The sequence below is a fragment of the Cupriavidus cauae genome (assembly GCF_026210475.1).
Taxonomy (GTDB): Bacteria; Pseudomonadota; Gammaproteobacteria; order Burkholderiales; family Burkholderiaceae; genus Cupriavidus; species Cupriavidus cauae.
In genome coordinates this window covers 1,276,405-1,291,068 of the sequence record NZ_CP080294.1, presented here as the reverse complement: position 1 = coordinate 1,291,068, position 14,664 = coordinate 1,276,405, and the positions used below count along the sequence as shown (strand labels likewise).

At 67.8% G+C, this 14,664-nt stretch carries 14 protein-coding genes; 9 read left to right on the top strand and 5 right to left on the bottom strand.

Annotation, left to right across the window (positions count from 1 at the left end; genetic code table 11):
* Positions 1 to 190 precede the first annotated feature (190 nt).
* Positions 191 to 2,782, bottom strand: a complete 2,592-nt coding sequence (acnB, locus tag KZ686_RS21070) for a bifunctional aconitate hydratase 2/2-methylisocitrate dehydratase (RefSeq protein WP_149316420.1) — start codon at positions 2,780 to 2,782, stop codon at positions 191 to 193.
* 260 nt (positions 2,783 to 3,042) lie between these two features.
* On the opposite strand from acnB, the gene KZ686_RS21065 reads away from it, so the two are divergent.
* The gene (locus tag KZ686_RS21065) at positions 3,043 to 3,537 is read left to right on the top strand and encodes a hypothetical protein (RefSeq protein WP_150082892.1); all 495 of its coding nucleotides are present in this window, start codon (positions 3,043 to 3,045) and stop codon (positions 3,535 to 3,537) included.
* Positions 3,538 to 3,633: 96 nt separating this feature from the next.
* Here KZ686_RS21065 and KZ686_RS21060 read toward each other — a convergent pair whose 3' ends face one another.
* Positions 3,634 to 4,914: an esterase-like activity of phytase family protein gene (locus tag KZ686_RS21060; protein ID WP_265633568.1), complete on the bottom strand. Its 1,281-nt coding sequence runs from the start codon at positions 4,912 to 4,914 to the stop codon at positions 3,634 to 3,636.
* A gap of 240 nt (positions 4,915 to 5,154) precedes the next feature.
* On the opposite strand from KZ686_RS21060, the gene fliL reads away from it, so the two are divergent.
* The 8 genes from fliL (at position 5,155) to KZ686_RS21020 (ending at position 11,411) form a co-directional block, all read left to right on the top strand.
* Positions 5,155 to 5,634 carry a flagellar basal body-associated protein FliL gene (fliL, locus tag KZ686_RS21055; RefSeq protein WP_023265181.1) on the top strand — a complete coding sequence of 160 codons (480 nt, stop codon included), beginning with the start codon at positions 5,155 to 5,157 and terminating at the stop codon, positions 5,632 to 5,634.
* Positions 5,635 to 5,775: 141 nt separating this feature from the next.
* Positions 5,776 to 6,783: a flagellar motor switch protein FliM gene (gene fliM, locus KZ686_RS21050; RefSeq protein WP_265633567.1), complete on the top strand. Its 1,008-nt coding sequence runs from the start codon at positions 5,776 to 5,778 to the stop codon at positions 6,781 to 6,783.
* Positions 6,776 to 7,213: a flagellar motor switch protein FliN gene (fliN, locus tag KZ686_RS21045; RefSeq protein ID WP_006576009.1), complete on the top strand. Its 438-nt coding sequence runs from the start codon at positions 6,776 to 6,778 to the stop codon at positions 7,211 to 7,213. Before fliM ends, fliN begins: the two co-directional genes overlap by 8 nt.
* Positions 7,210 to 7,755, top strand: coding sequence for a flagellar biosynthetic protein FliO (gene fliO, locus KZ686_RS21040; protein ID WP_265633566.1), 546 nt, complete (start codon positions 7,210 to 7,212; stop codon positions 7,753 to 7,755). The genes fliN and fliO overlap by 4 nt, the downstream gene beginning before the upstream one ends.
* Positions 7,752 to 8,540, top strand: a complete 789-nt coding sequence (gene fliP, locus KZ686_RS21035; RefSeq protein ID WP_150082895.1) for a flagellar type III secretion system pore protein FliP — start codon at positions 7,752 to 7,754, stop codon at positions 8,538 to 8,540. The genes fliO and fliP overlap by 4 nt, the downstream gene beginning before the upstream one ends.
* 51 nt (positions 8,541 to 8,591) lie before the next feature.
* A complete protein-coding gene (gene fliQ, locus KZ686_RS21030; RefSeq protein ID WP_149316426.1) occupies positions 8,592 to 8,861 on the top strand; it encodes a flagellar biosynthesis protein FliQ in 270 nt (89 codons plus the stop codon).
* A 99-nt stretch (positions 8,862 to 8,960) separates the two neighbouring features.
* Positions 8,961 to 9,746 carry a flagellar biosynthetic protein FliR gene (fliR, locus tag KZ686_RS21025; protein WP_265633564.1) on the top strand — a complete coding sequence of 262 codons (786 nt, stop codon included), beginning with the start codon at positions 8,961 to 8,963 and terminating at the stop codon, positions 9,744 to 9,746.
* Between the two features lie 273 nt (positions 9,747 to 10,019).
* Positions 10,020 to 11,411: an MFS transporter gene (locus KZ686_RS21020; RefSeq protein ID WP_265633563.1), complete on the top strand. Its 1,392-nt coding sequence runs from the start codon at positions 10,020 to 10,022 to the stop codon at positions 11,409 to 11,411.
* Between the two features lie 171 nt (positions 11,412 to 11,582).
* Here KZ686_RS21020 and KZ686_RS21015 read toward each other — a convergent pair whose 3' ends face one another.
* From KZ686_RS21015 to KZ686_RS21005, 3 genes are all read right to left on the bottom strand, one after another.
* A complete protein-coding gene (locus tag KZ686_RS21015; RefSeq protein WP_149316429.1) occupies positions 11,583 to 12,569 on the bottom strand; it encodes a Bug family tripartite tricarboxylate transporter substrate binding protein in 987 nt (328 codons plus the stop codon).
* 132 nt (positions 12,570 to 12,701) lie between these two features.
* On the bottom strand, positions 12,702 to 13,517 hold the full coding sequence (locus KZ686_RS21010; protein WP_149316430.1) for an SDR family oxidoreductase: 816 nt from the start codon (positions 13,515 to 13,517) through the stop codon (positions 12,702 to 12,704).
* 77 nt (positions 13,518 to 13,594) lie between these two features.
* A complete protein-coding gene (locus tag KZ686_RS21005; RefSeq protein ID WP_149316431.1) occupies positions 13,595 to 14,473 on the bottom strand; it encodes an IclR family transcriptional regulator in 879 nt (292 codons plus the stop codon).
* Positions 14,474 to 14,664: the final 191 nt, after the last annotated feature.

The following is a 14,664-nucleotide window of genomic DNA, read 5'->3' as shown; positions in this document are numbered from 1 at the left end:
ACAAGACCCCGCTCGGGAGGACGCGGCAACAGAATCGCCCTCCAACAAGTCGCGCCAAAACAAAAAGCCCCGGAGACTTTCGCCTCCGAGGCTTTCCAACAGCAACAAATCCAAAAGCAGTTCAGCTCAGTCCCTGGGGCTCGGGACAATCGCCAACCCAAACCCCAAAGACCAGATCAAATCCCTGCCATCAAACCGTCACCGTATCCGCCACCCCCTTGAAGTCCTCGATCTGATCGAAGTTCATGTAGCGGTAGATCTTGTCGCCATTGGCGTTCAGCACGCCCATGTCGGCCATGTACTCTTCCTTGGTCGGGATGCGGCCGAGGCGCGAGCAGATGGCGGCCAGTTCCGCGGAGCCCAGATACACGTTGGTGTTCTTGCCCAGGCGGTTCGGGAAGTTGCGGGTCGAGGTCGACATCACCGTCGCGCCTTCGCGCACCTGTGCCTGGTTGCCCATGCACAGCGAGCAGCCCGGCATCTCGGTACGGGCGCCGGCGGTGCCGAACACGCCGTAGTGGCCTTCCTCGGTCAGCTGCTTCTGGTCCATCTTGGTCGGCGGCGCGACCCACAGCTTGACCGGGATGTCGCGCTTGCCTTCCAGCAGCTTCGACGCGGCGCGGAAGTGGCCGATGTTGGTCATGCAGCTGCCGATGAACACTTCGTCGATCTTGGCGCCGGCGACGTCGGACAGCGTCTTCACGTCGTCCGGGTCGTTCGGGCAGGCGACGATCGGCTCGTGCACGTCGGCCAGGTCGATCTCGATCACGGCGGCGTACTCGGCGTCGGCGTCCGGCTCGAGCAGCTTCGGATCGGCCAGCCACGCTTCCATCGCCTTGATGCGGCGCGACAGGCTGCGGGCGTCCTGGTAGCCCTCGGCGATCATCCACTTCAGCAGCGTGATGTTGCTGTTGATGTATTCGATGATCGGTTCCTTGTTCAGGCGCACCGTGCAGCCGGCGGCCGAGCGCTCGGCCGAGGCGTCGGACAGTTCGAACGCTTGCTCGACCTTCAGGTCGGGCAGGCCTTCGATTTCCAGGATGCGGCCGGAGAAGATGTTCTTCTTGCCCTGCTTGGCAACGGTCAGCAGACCCTGCTTGATCGCATACAGCGGGATCGCATTGACCAGGTCACGCAGCGTGACGCCCGGCTGCATCTTGCCCTTGAAGCGGACCAGCACCGATTCCGGCATGTCCAGCGGCATCACGCCGGTGGCGGCGGCAAAGGCCACCAGGCCCGAGCCTGCCGGAAAGCTGATGCCGATCGGGAAGCGGGTGTGCGAGTCGCCGCCGGTGCCGACGGTGTCGGGCAGCAGCATGCGGTTCAGCCACGAGTGGATGACGCCGTCGCCCGGGCGCAGCGAGATGCCGCCGCGGGTGCTGATGAATTGCGGCAGCGTGTGGTGCGTCTTGACGTCGACCGGCTTCGGATAGGCGGCGGTGTGGCAGAACGACTGCATCACCAGGTCGGCCGAGAAGCCCAGGCAGGCCAGGTCCTTCAGTTCGTCGCGGGTCATCGGGCCGGTGGTGTCCTGCGAGCCCACCGAAGTCATCTTCGGCTCGCAGTAGGTGCCCGGGCGGATGCCCTTGCCTTCCGGCAGGCCGCAGGCGCGGCCGACCATCTTCTGCGCCAGCGTGTAACCCTTGCCGGTGTCGGCCGGGTTCTGCGGCAGGCGGAACAGCGTCGACGGCGCCAGGCCCAGCGCTTCGCGCGCCTTGGCGGTCAGGCCGCGGCCGATGATCAGCGGAATGCGGCCGCCGGCGCGCACTTCGTCGAACAGCACGTCGGACTTGACCTGGAATTCGGCGATGACTTCGCCGTTCTTCAGCGCCTTGCCCTCATAGGGACGCAGCTCGACCACGTCGCCCATTTCCATCTTCGACACGTCGAGCTCGATCGGCAGCGCGCCGGCGTCTTCCATCGTGTTGTAGAAGATCGGGGCGATCTTGCCGCCCAGGCACACGCCGCCGAAGCGCTTGTTCGGCACGAAGGGGATGTCTTCGCCGGTGAACCACAGCACCGAGTTGGTGGCGGACTTGCGGCTCGAGCCGGTACCGACCACGTCGCCCACGTAAGCGACCAGGTGGCCCTTTTCCTTCAGCGCTTCGATGAACTTGACCGGGCCGCGCTTGCCGTCTTCCTCGGGCTGGAACGCGGCGCCCTCGCGCTTGTTCTTCAGCATCGCCAGCGCGTGCAGCGGGATGTCGGGGCGGGTGGTGGCGTCCGGCGCCGGCGACAGGTCGTCGGTATTGGTTTCGCCCGGGACCTTGAAGACGGTCACGGTCAGGCTTTGCGGGACTTCCGGACGGCTGGTGAACCATTCGGCGTCGGCCCAGCTTTGCAGCACGGCGCGCGCATTGGCGTTGCCCTTGTCGGCCTTTTCCTTGACGTCGTGGAAGGCGTCGAACATCAGCAGGGTCTTCTTCAGCGCGTCGGCGGCGACGGTGCCGACTTCGGCGTCGTCCAGCAGCTCGATCAGCGGCGAGATGTTATAGCCGCCGAGCATCGTGCCGAGCAGTTCGGTGGCACGGGCGCGGCTGATCAGCGCGCAGGTTTCCTTGCCGAGGGCGACGGCGGCCAGGTACGAGGCCTTGACCTTGGCGGCGTCATCGACGCCGGCGGGCACGCGGTAGGTGATCAGGTCCAGCAGGGTCTGCTCTTCGCCGGCGGGCGGATTCTTCAGCAGTTCGATCAGTTCGGCGGTCTGCTGCGCGGACAGCGGCAGCGGAGGAATGCCAAGCGCGGCGCGTTCGGCGACATGGGCGCGATAGTTTTCGAGCATGGGAGCCTGCGGGGTGATAGAGGAGTAGGGGTTAAACAACACCGTTGTGATCGCGATTGTACGCTCAACGCCGGTCCTCGGTCAAACGTCTTATATCTTATATAAGACTTAGGACTGACGACCGGGCAACAGCCACGCGACACTGCCCCGCCGTTACCGGGTGTAACCGCCGTAAGTCGTTGGCAACAAAGGGAAACGGCGGCCCCAGGGCGCCTCGCCACGCGGTACAACGGAGGCTGCCGAATCATGGGGAGAACGGTGTGAATGCAGGAATTTTTGCCCTGCGCCGAGGGCTGGCCGCCATGGCCATGTGCGGCGTGACGATGCTGGCCGGCCAGGCACAGGCGCAGCCTGTCGAATCCGGCCCGATGACGGTGGCCGGCACGCTGGTCGTCAACGGGCCGGTGACGGTGCAGGGCCCGGTCGAGGTCGATGGCCGCGTGCGGGTACGCGGGCCGGTCACCGGGCAATGGTTCGAGACGGACGACGGCCCGTCGATGCGGGGGGCGCCGCAGCGCACCTTCAACGGCCCGCTGACCGTGCATGGCCCCCTGCGCGTGCAGGGCGACCTGATCGTCAACGGGCCGCTGGAAGCGGCCGGGCCGATCCGTGCCGCCCGCATCCGGGCCGACGGGCCGGCGCGGCAGCGGCAATACGGCGAGGACCGCCGCGGTTATCCGCCGGCCTACCAGCAGGGCTATCCGGACCAGCCATACGACGGCCGCGGCTACGACGGGTACGGCTACGGGCGCTGACGGTGGCTGACGTGGCTGACGTGGCTGACGGTGGCTGACGGCGGCTGACGGCGGCTGACGGAAGCCGAGGAACGCCGCCAGCGCCGGCCCCCTCTTCTACTCCGGCACCACCTCGAACGCCAGCACCTGCGTGATCTGCGTCGCGTTGAAGTTGTTGTCCGACACCAGCACCAGGCTGTCGCGGCCGTTGGGCAGCTTCGGTCCCCAGGCCATGCCCTCGATGTTGTCGACGGTCTTCAGCCCCAGCGCGTTCAGGTTCTGCACCAGCCGTTTCCGCACCGGCACGTAGCTGGCGCCGGCGAGCCGGTCCAGGCTGCGCACGTCCGTCGCGCCACGGATATCGATCTGGTACAGCCGCACATAGGTAGTGAAGTTGCCATCGGCGCCCTGCACGCCGGCGCGCTCCAGCGTCAGCAGCCGGTTTTCGTCGATCTCCAGGATCTCGGTCACGCCGTTGTCGGCGCTGCGCCCCGGGGCTGGCGCGGCCGGGATTGCGTCGAGTGGATAGACATACTGCGCCAGCACATTGCCGTTGCGGTCGTAGCGCAGCAGCCGGGAAACCGAGCCGGACGACGGCGTCGGCAGCGGCCCGTCCTGGTACAGCGGCCCTTCCATGCTGACCCACAGCGACTTGCCGTCGGCCGACAGCGACAGTCCCTCGAACGTCGCGTTGTTGCGCGAGCCGGTTTCGTGCGTGGGCGTCATCCTGAACGCCGCCGGCAGCGGCAAGGTGCCGCTCAGCGTGCCGTCCGTGCGGGCCCGCGCGACGAAGGGATCGAGGCCAAGCGCGCGATCGCCCTCGCTGGTCCACCACAGGCCCCCGGTGGACGGATCGAAGCGGATCGCCTCGGGATCGGGCACGACGCCGCCCGCCGTGCGGTTGGGGTAAGCGCTGCCGTCGGCTTGGCGCAGCGTCACGACGCTGGCGATCTGCACCGGCTGCAGGCGGGCCGAGTCATAGCTGATCCGCGCCGTATAGAAGCGCGCCGGCTGCTTGTCCGAGCGGTCGTCCGAGACCAGATACCAGAGATTGGCCGCCGGATCGTAGTCGATGCCGGACAGGCCGCCCACCGTGGTGCCGCCGACCTGCAGGTCGTTGGGCAGCGTCTGCTCGCCGATCAGCCGGACCGCGCCTACCGAACGCCGCGGGCCGTCGTCCTGGTCGTCATCGCCCCCGCAGGCGGCAAGCAGCGCGGTCGACATCACCAGCGCGGCGAGGCCCACTACCCGGGTCCCGGCACGGCGGCCGGGCGCGCCGGCCGGCGCAATGGCCGGCGCAATGGCCGGCGCATCGGCGGACGCAACGACGGCCTCGATCGAAGGATCGACCGAAGGGACGACGGAACAGGCGGCGGAACGGACGGCGGGACGGCGCATGCGCAGGCTCTCGTGGATGGAAATCCCGCGAGTCTGGCGCCCGGCAATGACCCGCCGATGACAGCCCGCTCAAGTTCCGCCGGCCACCAACGTTAACCCATGAGATGACCGTCCGCTGCCGCCGACGGTCGCTCCCGCTCGACTCAAACGGCCAAGCTGAGCGGGTTTCCCCCTTTTTTTCGGCCCATTGCCCGCCACCGATTCACCGAGAATGGCGTGGCATTCCGATACAGGCATCTCATGGCGAAAACGCTCACGACTCCCCAGGCACCCAGCTCCAGCAAGCGCGGGGTGCTGATTCTCGCCGGTGTCGCGGTCGCGGCCGTGCTGGGCGCGGGAAGTTTCTTCCTCGGCAGCCTGCTGAACAACCGCGCACCCGCCGCGCCGGCCGCCCCCGTGGTTCCGGCGCCGATCTTTGTCGCGCTCGACGCCTTCACCGTCAACCTGAAGGGCGAGGACGGCGACCGCTTCCTGCACACCGGCCTGTCGGTCAAGGTGGCCGACACGCAGACGCAGGCGCGCATCGCCGAATATCTGCCGGAGGCGCGCAGCCGCATCCTGTTGTTGCTGTCGGCCAAGCAGCCGCCGGAGCTGTCGACCGTCGAGGGCAAGCAGAAGCTCGCCGAAGAAATCAAGCAGGCGCTGGCAAAGCCGTTCGCACCGGCGCTGCCGAGCCAACAGATCGTGGATGTCCTGTTCACTTCCTTCGTGGTGCAGTAAGCCCGTGCCCTGCCCCGCTTGCCAACCCGATATGAAGCCGACCACCCGACTCTCGCCCGCCGATGCGCACCTCGCGCGCGCCCAGGCCGGCGTGCGCGCGGCGCTTCTTTAATCCAGTCGTTCATTGGGGCAGGACATTAAATGGCTTACGACAAATTCCTCTCGCAGGATGAAGTAGACGAGCTGCTCAGGGGCGTATCCGGCGAGGCCGAGACGCCCGAGGCCGTGGCGCCGGTCTCCGAAGACGGCGTGCGGCCCTACAACCTGGCGACCCAGGAGCGCATCGTCCGCGGCCGGCTGCATACGCTGGAAATCATCAACGAGCGTTTCGCGCGCCAGCTGCGCACGGCGCTGTTCAACTTCATCCGCCGCGGCGCGGATATCTCGGTCGGTTCGATCAGGATCGAGAAATACGGCGAGTTCGTGCGCAACCTGCCGGTGCCGACCAACCTGAACCTGGTCCACATGAAGCCGCTGCGGGGCACCGCGCTGTTCGTGTTCGACCCGAACCTGGTGTTCCTGGTCGTCGACAACCTGTTCGGCGGCGACGGGCGCTTCCATACGCGCGTCGAGGGCCGCGACTTCACGCAGACCGAGCAACGCATCATCCGCCGCATGCTGGATCTGGCGCTGGCCAGCTATGGCCACGCCTGGCAGGCGGTCCATCCGATCGAGTTCGAATACGTCCGCTCGGAGATGCACACCAAATTCGCCAACATCGCGATCCCCAACGAGGTCGTGGTGACCACCGCATTCCATATCGAGCTGGGCGCGGTCGGCGGGCAGATGCACGTCTGCTTCCCGTACTCGATGATCGAGCCGGTGCGCGATCTGCTGATGAATCCGCTGCAGGATGAAGTCGAGGTCGACAAGCGCTGGCTGCAGCAGCTGTCGCAACAGCTGCGCGCCGCCGAGGTGGAACTGGTGGCCGAGTTCGCGCATCTGCGCAGCACCGTGGCAGAAGTGCTGGCGCTGCGCGCCGGCGACGTGCTGCCGATCGAGCTGCCCGAGAACGTGATCGGCAAGGTCGACGGCGTGCCGGTCATGCAGTGCAGCTACGGCACGATGAACGGCCAGTACGCGCTGCGTGTGCAGCGCATGTTCAATCATCAAGACAGCGATTCCAACAAGGAAACCGACCATGACTGACGGCAAAGAGGACAAGCCGGCCGATCCGATGGACGACTGGGCGAGCGCCCTGGCCGAGCAAACCAGCGCGACCGCTGCGCCTGAGCCCGCCGCCACGGTGGCGACGGCCACGCCCGCGGCCGCGACGGTCTTCCAGCCGCTGGAGCGCGAAGCGTCGAGCGGCTTCCACAACGATATCGAGATGATCCTCGATATCCCGGTGCAACTGACGGTCGAACTGGGCCGCACCAAGGTACCGATCAAGAGCCTGCTGCAACTGGCGCAAGGTTCGGTGGTCGAGCTCGACGGCCTGGCCGGCGAGCCGATGGACGTGCTGGTCAACGGCTATCTGATCGCGCAGGGCGAGGTGGTGGTGGTCAACGACAAGTTCGGCATCCGCCTGACCGACATCATCACGCCGTCCGAACGCATCCGGAAGCTGAACAAATGAAACCCGCTCGGGGCCGCGCATTGCGGCCCGCGCCTGGCACGCGCTCGTACGCGGCCCGCTCGATCTGCGGTGCGGCGACCGGCCTGCCGGTCCTCGCACACGCGGCCGATGCCGTGACCGGCGCGACCGGTGCCGGCGCGCTCGCGCAGGCCGGTCTCGGCCTGTTCGCGATCATCGCGCTGATCCTCGGCCTTGCCTGGCTGGCGCGCCGCGCCGGCCTGGTGCGGCATGTCCAGGGCGGCGTGATGAAAGTCGTCGGCAGCACCAGCCTGGGCGCACGCCAGCGCCTGCTGCTGGTCGAGGTCGGCGATACCTGGCTGGTGCTCGGTGTCAGCGCCGGCGAAATCCGCACCCTGCATACGCTGCCGGCCGGCTCCGCATCGCCCGGCGAGGCGATCGCCCCGATGGCCGGCACGGGCGGCATGCGCGGCACGGGTTCGACGCCGATGTCGCCGCAAGCCCCGTTCGGCGACAAGGCCACCTTCGCGCAGAAGCTGCTGCGCTCGATGCAACAGAACCTGCAACAGACCCTGAAGTCATGAACACCATGTACGCCGCCAGCCGGCGTCGGTCCGGAGCGCCGCTGACGCTGACGCTCGGCCTGCTGCTGGCCGCCGCTCTCGCGCTCGGCACCGATCCCGCGGCCGCGCAGGCGCTGCCGGGCATCGTCAGCCGCCCCGGCCCCGGTGGCAGCCAGACCTGGTCGCTGTCGGTCCAGACGCTGGTCCTGCTGACCTCGCTGTCCTTCCTGCCGGCCGCCCTGCTGATGATGACGGGCTTCACCCGCGTGGTGATCGTGCTCGGCCTGCTGCGCACCGCGCTCGGCACGGCCACGTCGCCGCCGAACCAGGTGCTGATCGGCCTGTCGCTGTTCCTGACCTTCTTCGTGATGTCGCCGGTGCTGGACCGGGTCTACACCGAGGCCTACAAGCCGCTGTCGGAGAACCGCATCAGCCTGGAGCAGGCGGCCGAACGCGCCGCCGCGCCGATGAAGGCCTTCATGCTGAAGCAGACCCGCGAGAAGGACCTCGCGCTGTTCGCGCAGATGGCGAAAACGCCGGAGATGCAGGGCCCCGAAGACGTGCCGCTGCGCGTGCTGGTGCCGGCCTTCGTCACCAGCGAACTGAAGACCGCGTTCCAGATCGGCTTCACGATCTTCATCCCCTTCCTGATCATCGACCTGGTGGTTGCCAGCGTGCTGATGGCGATGGGCATGATGATGGTGCCGCCGGCGACGATCTCGCTGCCGTTCAAGCTGATGCTGTTCGTGCTGGTCGATGGCTGGCAGCTGCTGCTGGGCTCGCTGGCGCAGAGCTTCCTGACCTGACGTGCCACCTTCGATGTACCACGCCGACGCCGCAAGCGCACCGGAGGCCAAATGACGCCGGAAACCGTAATGACCATCGCCACCCAGGCGATGAAGATGACGCTGCTGCTGGCCGGCCCGCTGCTGCTGGTCGCGCTGATCGCGGGCCTGGCGATCAGCCTGTTCCAGGCCGCCACGCAGATCAACGAAATGACACTTTCGTTCATCCCCAAGCTGCTGGCGCTGTTCATCACGCTGGTGCTGGTGGGGCCGTGGATGATCAACACCTTCGTCGACTACATGCGCGAGGTGTTCGAGGGCATTCCGGGGCTGGTGCGCTGAGCCGGCCGTGAGTCGGCCACGTGCGGCACGGATGACGACGCAGCTAGCGACGCGGATAGCGGCGCAGACAACGACAACCACGGCAAGAGGCGAGACGCGATGGTATCAGTGACCACGGCCCAGCTCTACGAATGGATTGCGGCCTTCCTGTGGCCGCTGTTCCGGCTGCTCGCGCTGATCGCCACCGCGCCGCTGTTCAGCGAGGGCACCATACCACGGCAGGCCAAGATCGGCCTGGCCGCGCTGATCGCGATCGCGATCTCGCCGACCATCGAGAACCTGCCGGTGGTGCCGGTCTACTCCTTCGACGGCTTCCTGCTGATCCTGAACGAGATCGGCGTCGGCATCGCGCTCGGCTTCACGATGCGGCTGGTGTTCGCCGCGGTCGAATACGCCGGCGAAATCATCGGCCTGCAGATGGGCCTGTCGTTCGCCTCGTTCTTCGATCCGAGCGCCGGCGGCCAGACCATGGTGCTGGGGCGCTTCCTCGGCATCGTCGCGATGCTGCTGTTCCTGGCGCTGGACGGCCACCTGCTGATGCTGGCCACGCTGGTCGACAGCTTCTCGGCACTGCCGATCGGCGGCACGCCGTTGTCGGCCGATGGCTGGGCGGCCGTCGCACGTGCGGGCGGCACGGTGTTCTCGTCGGGCCTGCTGCTGGCGCTGCCGCTGGTGGCGGCGCTGCTGACGCTGAACCTGCTGCTGGGCATCCTGAACCGCGCTTCGCCGCAGCTGTCGATCTTCGCGGTCGGCTTCCCGGTCACGCTGGCCGGCGGCATGCTGCTGCTGATGCTGGTGATGCCGCAGATGAACGTCTACATGTCGCACCTGATCGAGAGCGGGCTGTCGTCGCTCGAGAGCGTGCTCGGCCAGCTGGCGCGCTGATCGCGAACACCGGCACGGCGCCGGTTACGGGCGCGCACGGCGATGCCATGTCTGCAATGTCTGTGCGAAAACGCGGCACGTGCGCATGATTCCAGCGCGCGCGATATACCACAACGCGGCGATTTGCGGGCGCGCGGCGCTGCGCCGATAATGTCGCCGCCCGGCGCCGGCCAGCATCGGGCCGGGCCATCGGTCCGCTCGCCGCGGCGTACTTGATGCGCGATCGCACCGGGCCGGCCAGCCGCCATCCTCGCCTTCCCCGCCGTACCGTCGATGCATTCAGATCAAGGTCTTCCCCATCCGCAACGCCAGTGGGCGATCCTCACCGTCTTCTGCGGCCTGATCATGGCCGTGCTCGACGGCTCGATCGCCAATATCGCGCTGCCGTCGATCTCCCGCCAGCTCGGCACCGATCCCGGCCATACGATCTGGGTGGTCAACGCCTATCAGCTGACGGTCACCGTCTGCCTGCTGCCGCTGTCCTCGCTCGGCGACATCCTCGGCTACAAGCGCGTCTATCGGATCGGCCTGGCGACCTTCCTGGTCGGCTCGCTGCTGTGCGCGCTGTCGGTCAACCTGCCGATGCTGGTGGCGGCGCGCGTGCTGCAGGGGATCGGCGGCGCCGGCATCATGAGCGTCAACACGGCGCTGGTGCGCTACATCTATCCGCCCACCAAGCTCGGACGCGGCATCGGCCTGAACGCGCTGGTGGTCGGCATCACGACCGGCATCGGCCCGTCGGTCGGCGCGCTGATCCTGTCGTTCGCCAGCTGGCAATGGCTGTTCGCCATCAACGTGCCGGTGGCGGTGATCGCGCTGAGCCTGAGCCGCTGGGCGCTGCCGGACACGCCGCCGCAGCCGCGCGCGTTCGATTACCCGAGCGCGCTGCTGTCGGCGGTGGTGATCGGCCTGTTCGTGCTCGGCGTCGATGGCCTGGGCCATGGCGGGCTGCGCCGGGCGGCAGTCGGCGGACTGATCGCGGCGCTGCTGCTCGGCTGGTGGCTCGCACGGATGGAACGCGGCAAGGCGGCGCCGCTGGTGCCGGTGGACCTGTTCGCCAACCGCGCGTTCACGCTGGCGGTGGGCACGTCGTTCTGCTCGTTCATGACGCAGATGCTGGCCTTCGTCGCGCTGCCCTTCTATTTCGAATACCAGCTCGGGCGATCGCTGCAGGAGACCGGGCTGTTGATCACGCCGTGGCCGCTGATGGTGGCCGTGATGGCGCCGCTGTCAGGGCGGCTTTCGGATCGTTTCCCCGCCAGCGTGCTGGCCGGGCTAGGGCTCGCGCTGTTGTGCACGGGGCTGGTCCTGCTGGCGATGCTCGATCGCGGCAGCAGCAGCATCGACGTGCTGTGGCGCATGGCGATGTGCGGGCTCGGCTTCGGCCTGTTCCAGTCGCCGAACAACCGCGCGATGATCGGCGCGACGCCGCCGCATCGCAGCGGCGGCGCCAGCGGCGCGCAGGCGACCACGCGGCTGCTGGGGCAGACCACGGGCACCGCGGTGGTGGCCCTGCTGTTTGCGCTGGTGGGAACGTCGGCCTCGCGCACCGCGCTGGGCGTGGCGGCCTGCGTGGCGGCGGTTGGCGCGGCGGTCAGCCTGGCGCGCTTGCGCGGCGTGCCGGACCGGCTGGCGGAACGGGGTACTACTGCGCTCGAGGAATAACCGGGGCGGGGCTCCCCTCTCTCGCACGCGGGAGAGGAAAAGGCGGTGGTTTTGCGGGCGCTATTGGCAATAGCGGGCGCTGTTGCCCCCTCCCCCGACCCCTCTCCCGCCAGCGGAAGAGGGGAGAACCGCGTCGCATGACGTAACGCTCGGTGTTGCCGATACCGCCGATTACTGCGGCGTCGTCCCCGAGTCCTTCACCACCTTCGCCCACTTCGCGATCTCGGCCTTCTGGAACGAGGCCAGCGCGTCGGGCGTGCCGAGCACCGGATCGAGGCCGAGGGTCTTCAGCTTGGCCTGCACGTCCGGCAGCGTGAAGATCCGGTTCAGCTCGGTATTGAGCTTGGCCACCACGTCCTTCGGCGTGGTCGCCGGCGCGAAGATCGCGAACCACGAGTCGGCCTGGAAGCCGCTCAACCCCTGCTCGGCCAGCGTCGGAATATCCGGGGCGGAGGCCGAGCGCTTCAGACTGGTCACGCCCAGCGCGCGCAGCTTGCCTTCCTTGATTACCGGCAGCGCCGACGGCAGGTTGTCGAACATCATCGTGATATGGCCGCCCAGCAGGTCGGGGATCGCCATCGCGCGGCCCTTGTAGGGCACGTGCGTGATCTTGACCCCGGCCACCGTATTGAACAGCTCGCCGGCCACGTGGGGCGAGGTGCCGATGCCGGGCGTGCCGAAGGTCAGCGCGCCGGGCTTGGACTTGGCCAGCGCGATCAACTCGGCGGTGGTCTTGGCCGGCACGCCCGGATGGACCACCAGCACATTGGGCGTCGTCGCCAGCAGGATCACCGGCGTGAAGTCCTTGACCATGTCGTACGGCAGCTTGCTGTAGACCGCGCCATTGATCGAATGGGTGCCGACCGTGCCAAGCGCCAGCGTGTAGCCGTCGCCCGGCGCGCGTGCCACCGCTTCCGCGCCGATATTGCCGCCCGCGCCGGGCTTGTTGTCGACCACCACGGGCTGGCCCCACGACGGCGAGATCTTCTCCGACACGATGCGCGCCAGCGTGTCCGGCGCGCCGCCGGTCGGGAAGCCGACCACGATACGAATCGGCCGGCCCGGATAGGTTTCGGCCTGCACCGCCGGCGCGGCGAACGCGGTGGCAAGCACCGTGGCAAGCGCGGACAGCGCGCCGGTGAATGGGGAAATCCGCATGATCTTTGTCTCCTTTGTGTTGGACGCTTGTTCGGTCTCTGTCGTCTCGATTGCGGCCAATCGGGGCCAATCGTTTCAATCGGCCCGTCGCCGCCATGGGTCAATCCATCTCGAACATCGGCGTGCCGGCGGTCATTGCTTGCCGATGCCGCCGAACTCGCTCATCACCTTCTCCTGCAGCCGCCGCATGCCCTTGAGCCAGCGGTCGTAGTCCTGCCCCTTGCGGCGGTAGTACTCGAGCACCTCGGGATGCGGCAGGATCAGGAAGCGTTCGTCGCGGATGCCTTCCAGCGTCACCGCGGCCACGTGCTCGGCCGTGACCGAGCCCTCCTGCAGGAAACCCTTGCGCTCGCCGTTCTCGCCGAACAGCATCTTCGTCTGCACGCCCTGCGGGCAGATGCAGCTGACCTTGATGCCGCGATCGCCGTAGGTGATCTCCAGCCATTCGGCGAAGCCGATCGCCGCGTGCTTGGTCACCGCATACGGCGCCGAGCCGATCTGCGACAGCAGGCCCGCCGCCGACACCGTATTGACGAAATAGCCCTCGCCGCGCTCGAGCATCTGCGGCAGCACGGCATTGGCGGCGTGGATGTGGGCCATCACGTTGATTTCCCAGATGCGCTGCCATTCGTCGGCGGTGGCATCGAGGCCCTTGCGCAGGATGATGCCGGCGTTCGAGCAGAACACGTCGACCTGGCCGAAGCGGCGCGTGGCCTCGTCGGCCAGCGCCTGCACCGCGGCCGCATCGGCGACATCGGTGCGGCAGCCGAAGGTCTGGCACGACGGCGCCAGCTCGGCCGCCTCCGCGGCGACCTGCTGCGCGCCGCGCTCGTCCAGATCGGCGACCGCGATGCCACGCGCGCCCGCCTTGGCGAACGCCAGTACCAGTGCCCGCCCGATGCCGGTGGCGCCGCCCGTGACGACGACGGTCTTGTTGCTGATCTCCATGCCTGTCTCCTTGTGCTGATGATTGTGGTGGTCGAGATGTCGTGGGTATTGGTGATGGTCCCGATGGCCAGGTCCGCTCAGCCGTGGACGCGCCACAGCCTGCCCTGCAGCGCCTCGGCAAGCTGACGCACGCGCGGGCCGAGATTCGCCTCGAGGATTTCCGGCGTCAGCCGCGAGGCCGCGCCGCCGATATTGATCGACAGCACTTCGGTGCCGCCTTCGAGCACCACCGGCGCGGCGGCCCCGCTGACGGTGCGGTCCCATTCGGCATGCGCGACACAGAAGCCGCGCCGCCCGTAGTCGCGCAAGGACCGTTCGAGCTTGCTCCGAATCGTCGGCCAGCGCGTCTGATAGTGGCGCTCCAGATCGCCCAGCACGCTGGCGCGCCGCGCCGCGGGCAAACCCGCGAGCCAGGCGCGGCCGATCGCCGAGGTCGCGATCGGCAGGCGCGAGCCCGGCGTCAGCCGCATCACCAGCGCGCCGCGCGGTTGGCAGACTTCGAGATAGACCATCTCGTGGCGGTCGGGCGTGGCAAGGGCAACGGTGCAGCCGGTGGCGAAGGCCAGCGACTGCATCAGCGGCTGCGCGACCTCGCGAATGCCGGAGGTCGCGAGATACCGGTGACCCAGCACCATCGCGCCCTGGCCCAGGCGGTATTTCTCCAGCGACTCGACATAGACCAGGTAGCCGAGCCGCGTCAGCGTATAGGTCAGCCGCGACACCGTCGGCCGCGGAATGCCGGTACGGCGCGACAGCTCCGCATTGCCGAGATAGTCGTCCTGCGGCCCGAACGCGCGCAGCAGATCGAGACCGCGCGCGAGCGCCGTGACGAAGCTGCGATCCTCGGCCTCCGCGGGATTTCCGGGACCCGCCTCGTCGGCATCGCGCAATGCGCTCGCCGGCACCGTCGAGGGCGGCTCGGCGACAACGGGAATCACGGTGGCGGTGCGCTTCATGATCGGCGGTCCAGGCGGAAATCGGGGCGGAATCGAGGCGGAAATCGAGCGGAAAGCCGGGCGCGACAGCGGCGGCAGCGGCCGAAAAGCAGGGAAAACCCGCCCGCATTTGACCGCGCTGCGACAGCGAAAAACCCCTGCGCGGCCGGGCCGGAAACCGCTATTTCGCTGTGCGAAAGACTATTCCGTAT

Coding starts and splice junctions, on each gene's coding strand:
- acnB (WP_149316420.1), bottom strand. CDS start 2,782: ATGCTCGAAAACTATCGCGCCCATGTCGCCGAACGCGCCGCGCTTGGC.
- KZ686_RS21060 (WP_265633568.1), bottom strand. CDS start 4,914: ATGCGCCGTCCCGCCGTCCGTTCCGCCGCCTGTTCCGTCGTCCCTTCG.
- fliL (WP_023265181.1), top strand. CDS start 5,155: ATGGCGAAAACGCTCACGACTCCCCAGGCACCCAGCTCCAGCAAGCGC.
- fliM (WP_265633567.1), top strand. CDS start 5,776: ATGGCTTACGACAAATTCCTCTCGCAGGATGAAGTAGACGAGCTGCTC.
- fliN (WP_006576009.1), top strand. CDS start 6,776: ATGACTGACGGCAAAGAGGACAAGCCGGCCGATCCGATGGACGACTGG.
- fliO (WP_265633566.1), top strand. CDS start 7,210: ATGAAACCCGCTCGGGGCCGCGCATTGCGGCCCGCGCCTGGCACGCGC.
- fliP (WP_150082895.1), top strand. CDS start 7,752: ATGAACACCATGTACGCCGCCAGCCGGCGTCGGTCCGGAGCGCCGCTG.
- fliQ (WP_149316426.1), top strand. CDS start 8,592: ATGACGCCGGAAACCGTAATGACCATCGCCACCCAGGCGATGAAGATG.
- fliR (WP_265633564.1), top strand. CDS start 8,961: ATGGTATCAGTGACCACGGCCCAGCTCTACGAATGGATTGCGGCCTTC.
- KZ686_RS21020 (WP_265633563.1), top strand. CDS start 10,020: ATGCATTCAGATCAAGGTCTTCCCCATCCGCAACGCCAGTGGGCGATC.
- KZ686_RS21015 (WP_149316429.1), bottom strand. CDS start 12,569: ATGCGGATTTCCCCATTCACCGGCGCGCTGTCCGCGCTTGCCACGGTG.
- KZ686_RS21010 (WP_149316430.1), bottom strand. CDS start 13,517: ATGGAGATCAGCAACAAGACCGTCGTCGTCACGGGCGGCGCCACCGGC.
- KZ686_RS21005 (WP_149316431.1), bottom strand. CDS start 14,473: ATGAAGCGCACCGCCACCGTGATTCCCGTTGTCGCCGAGCCGCCCTCG.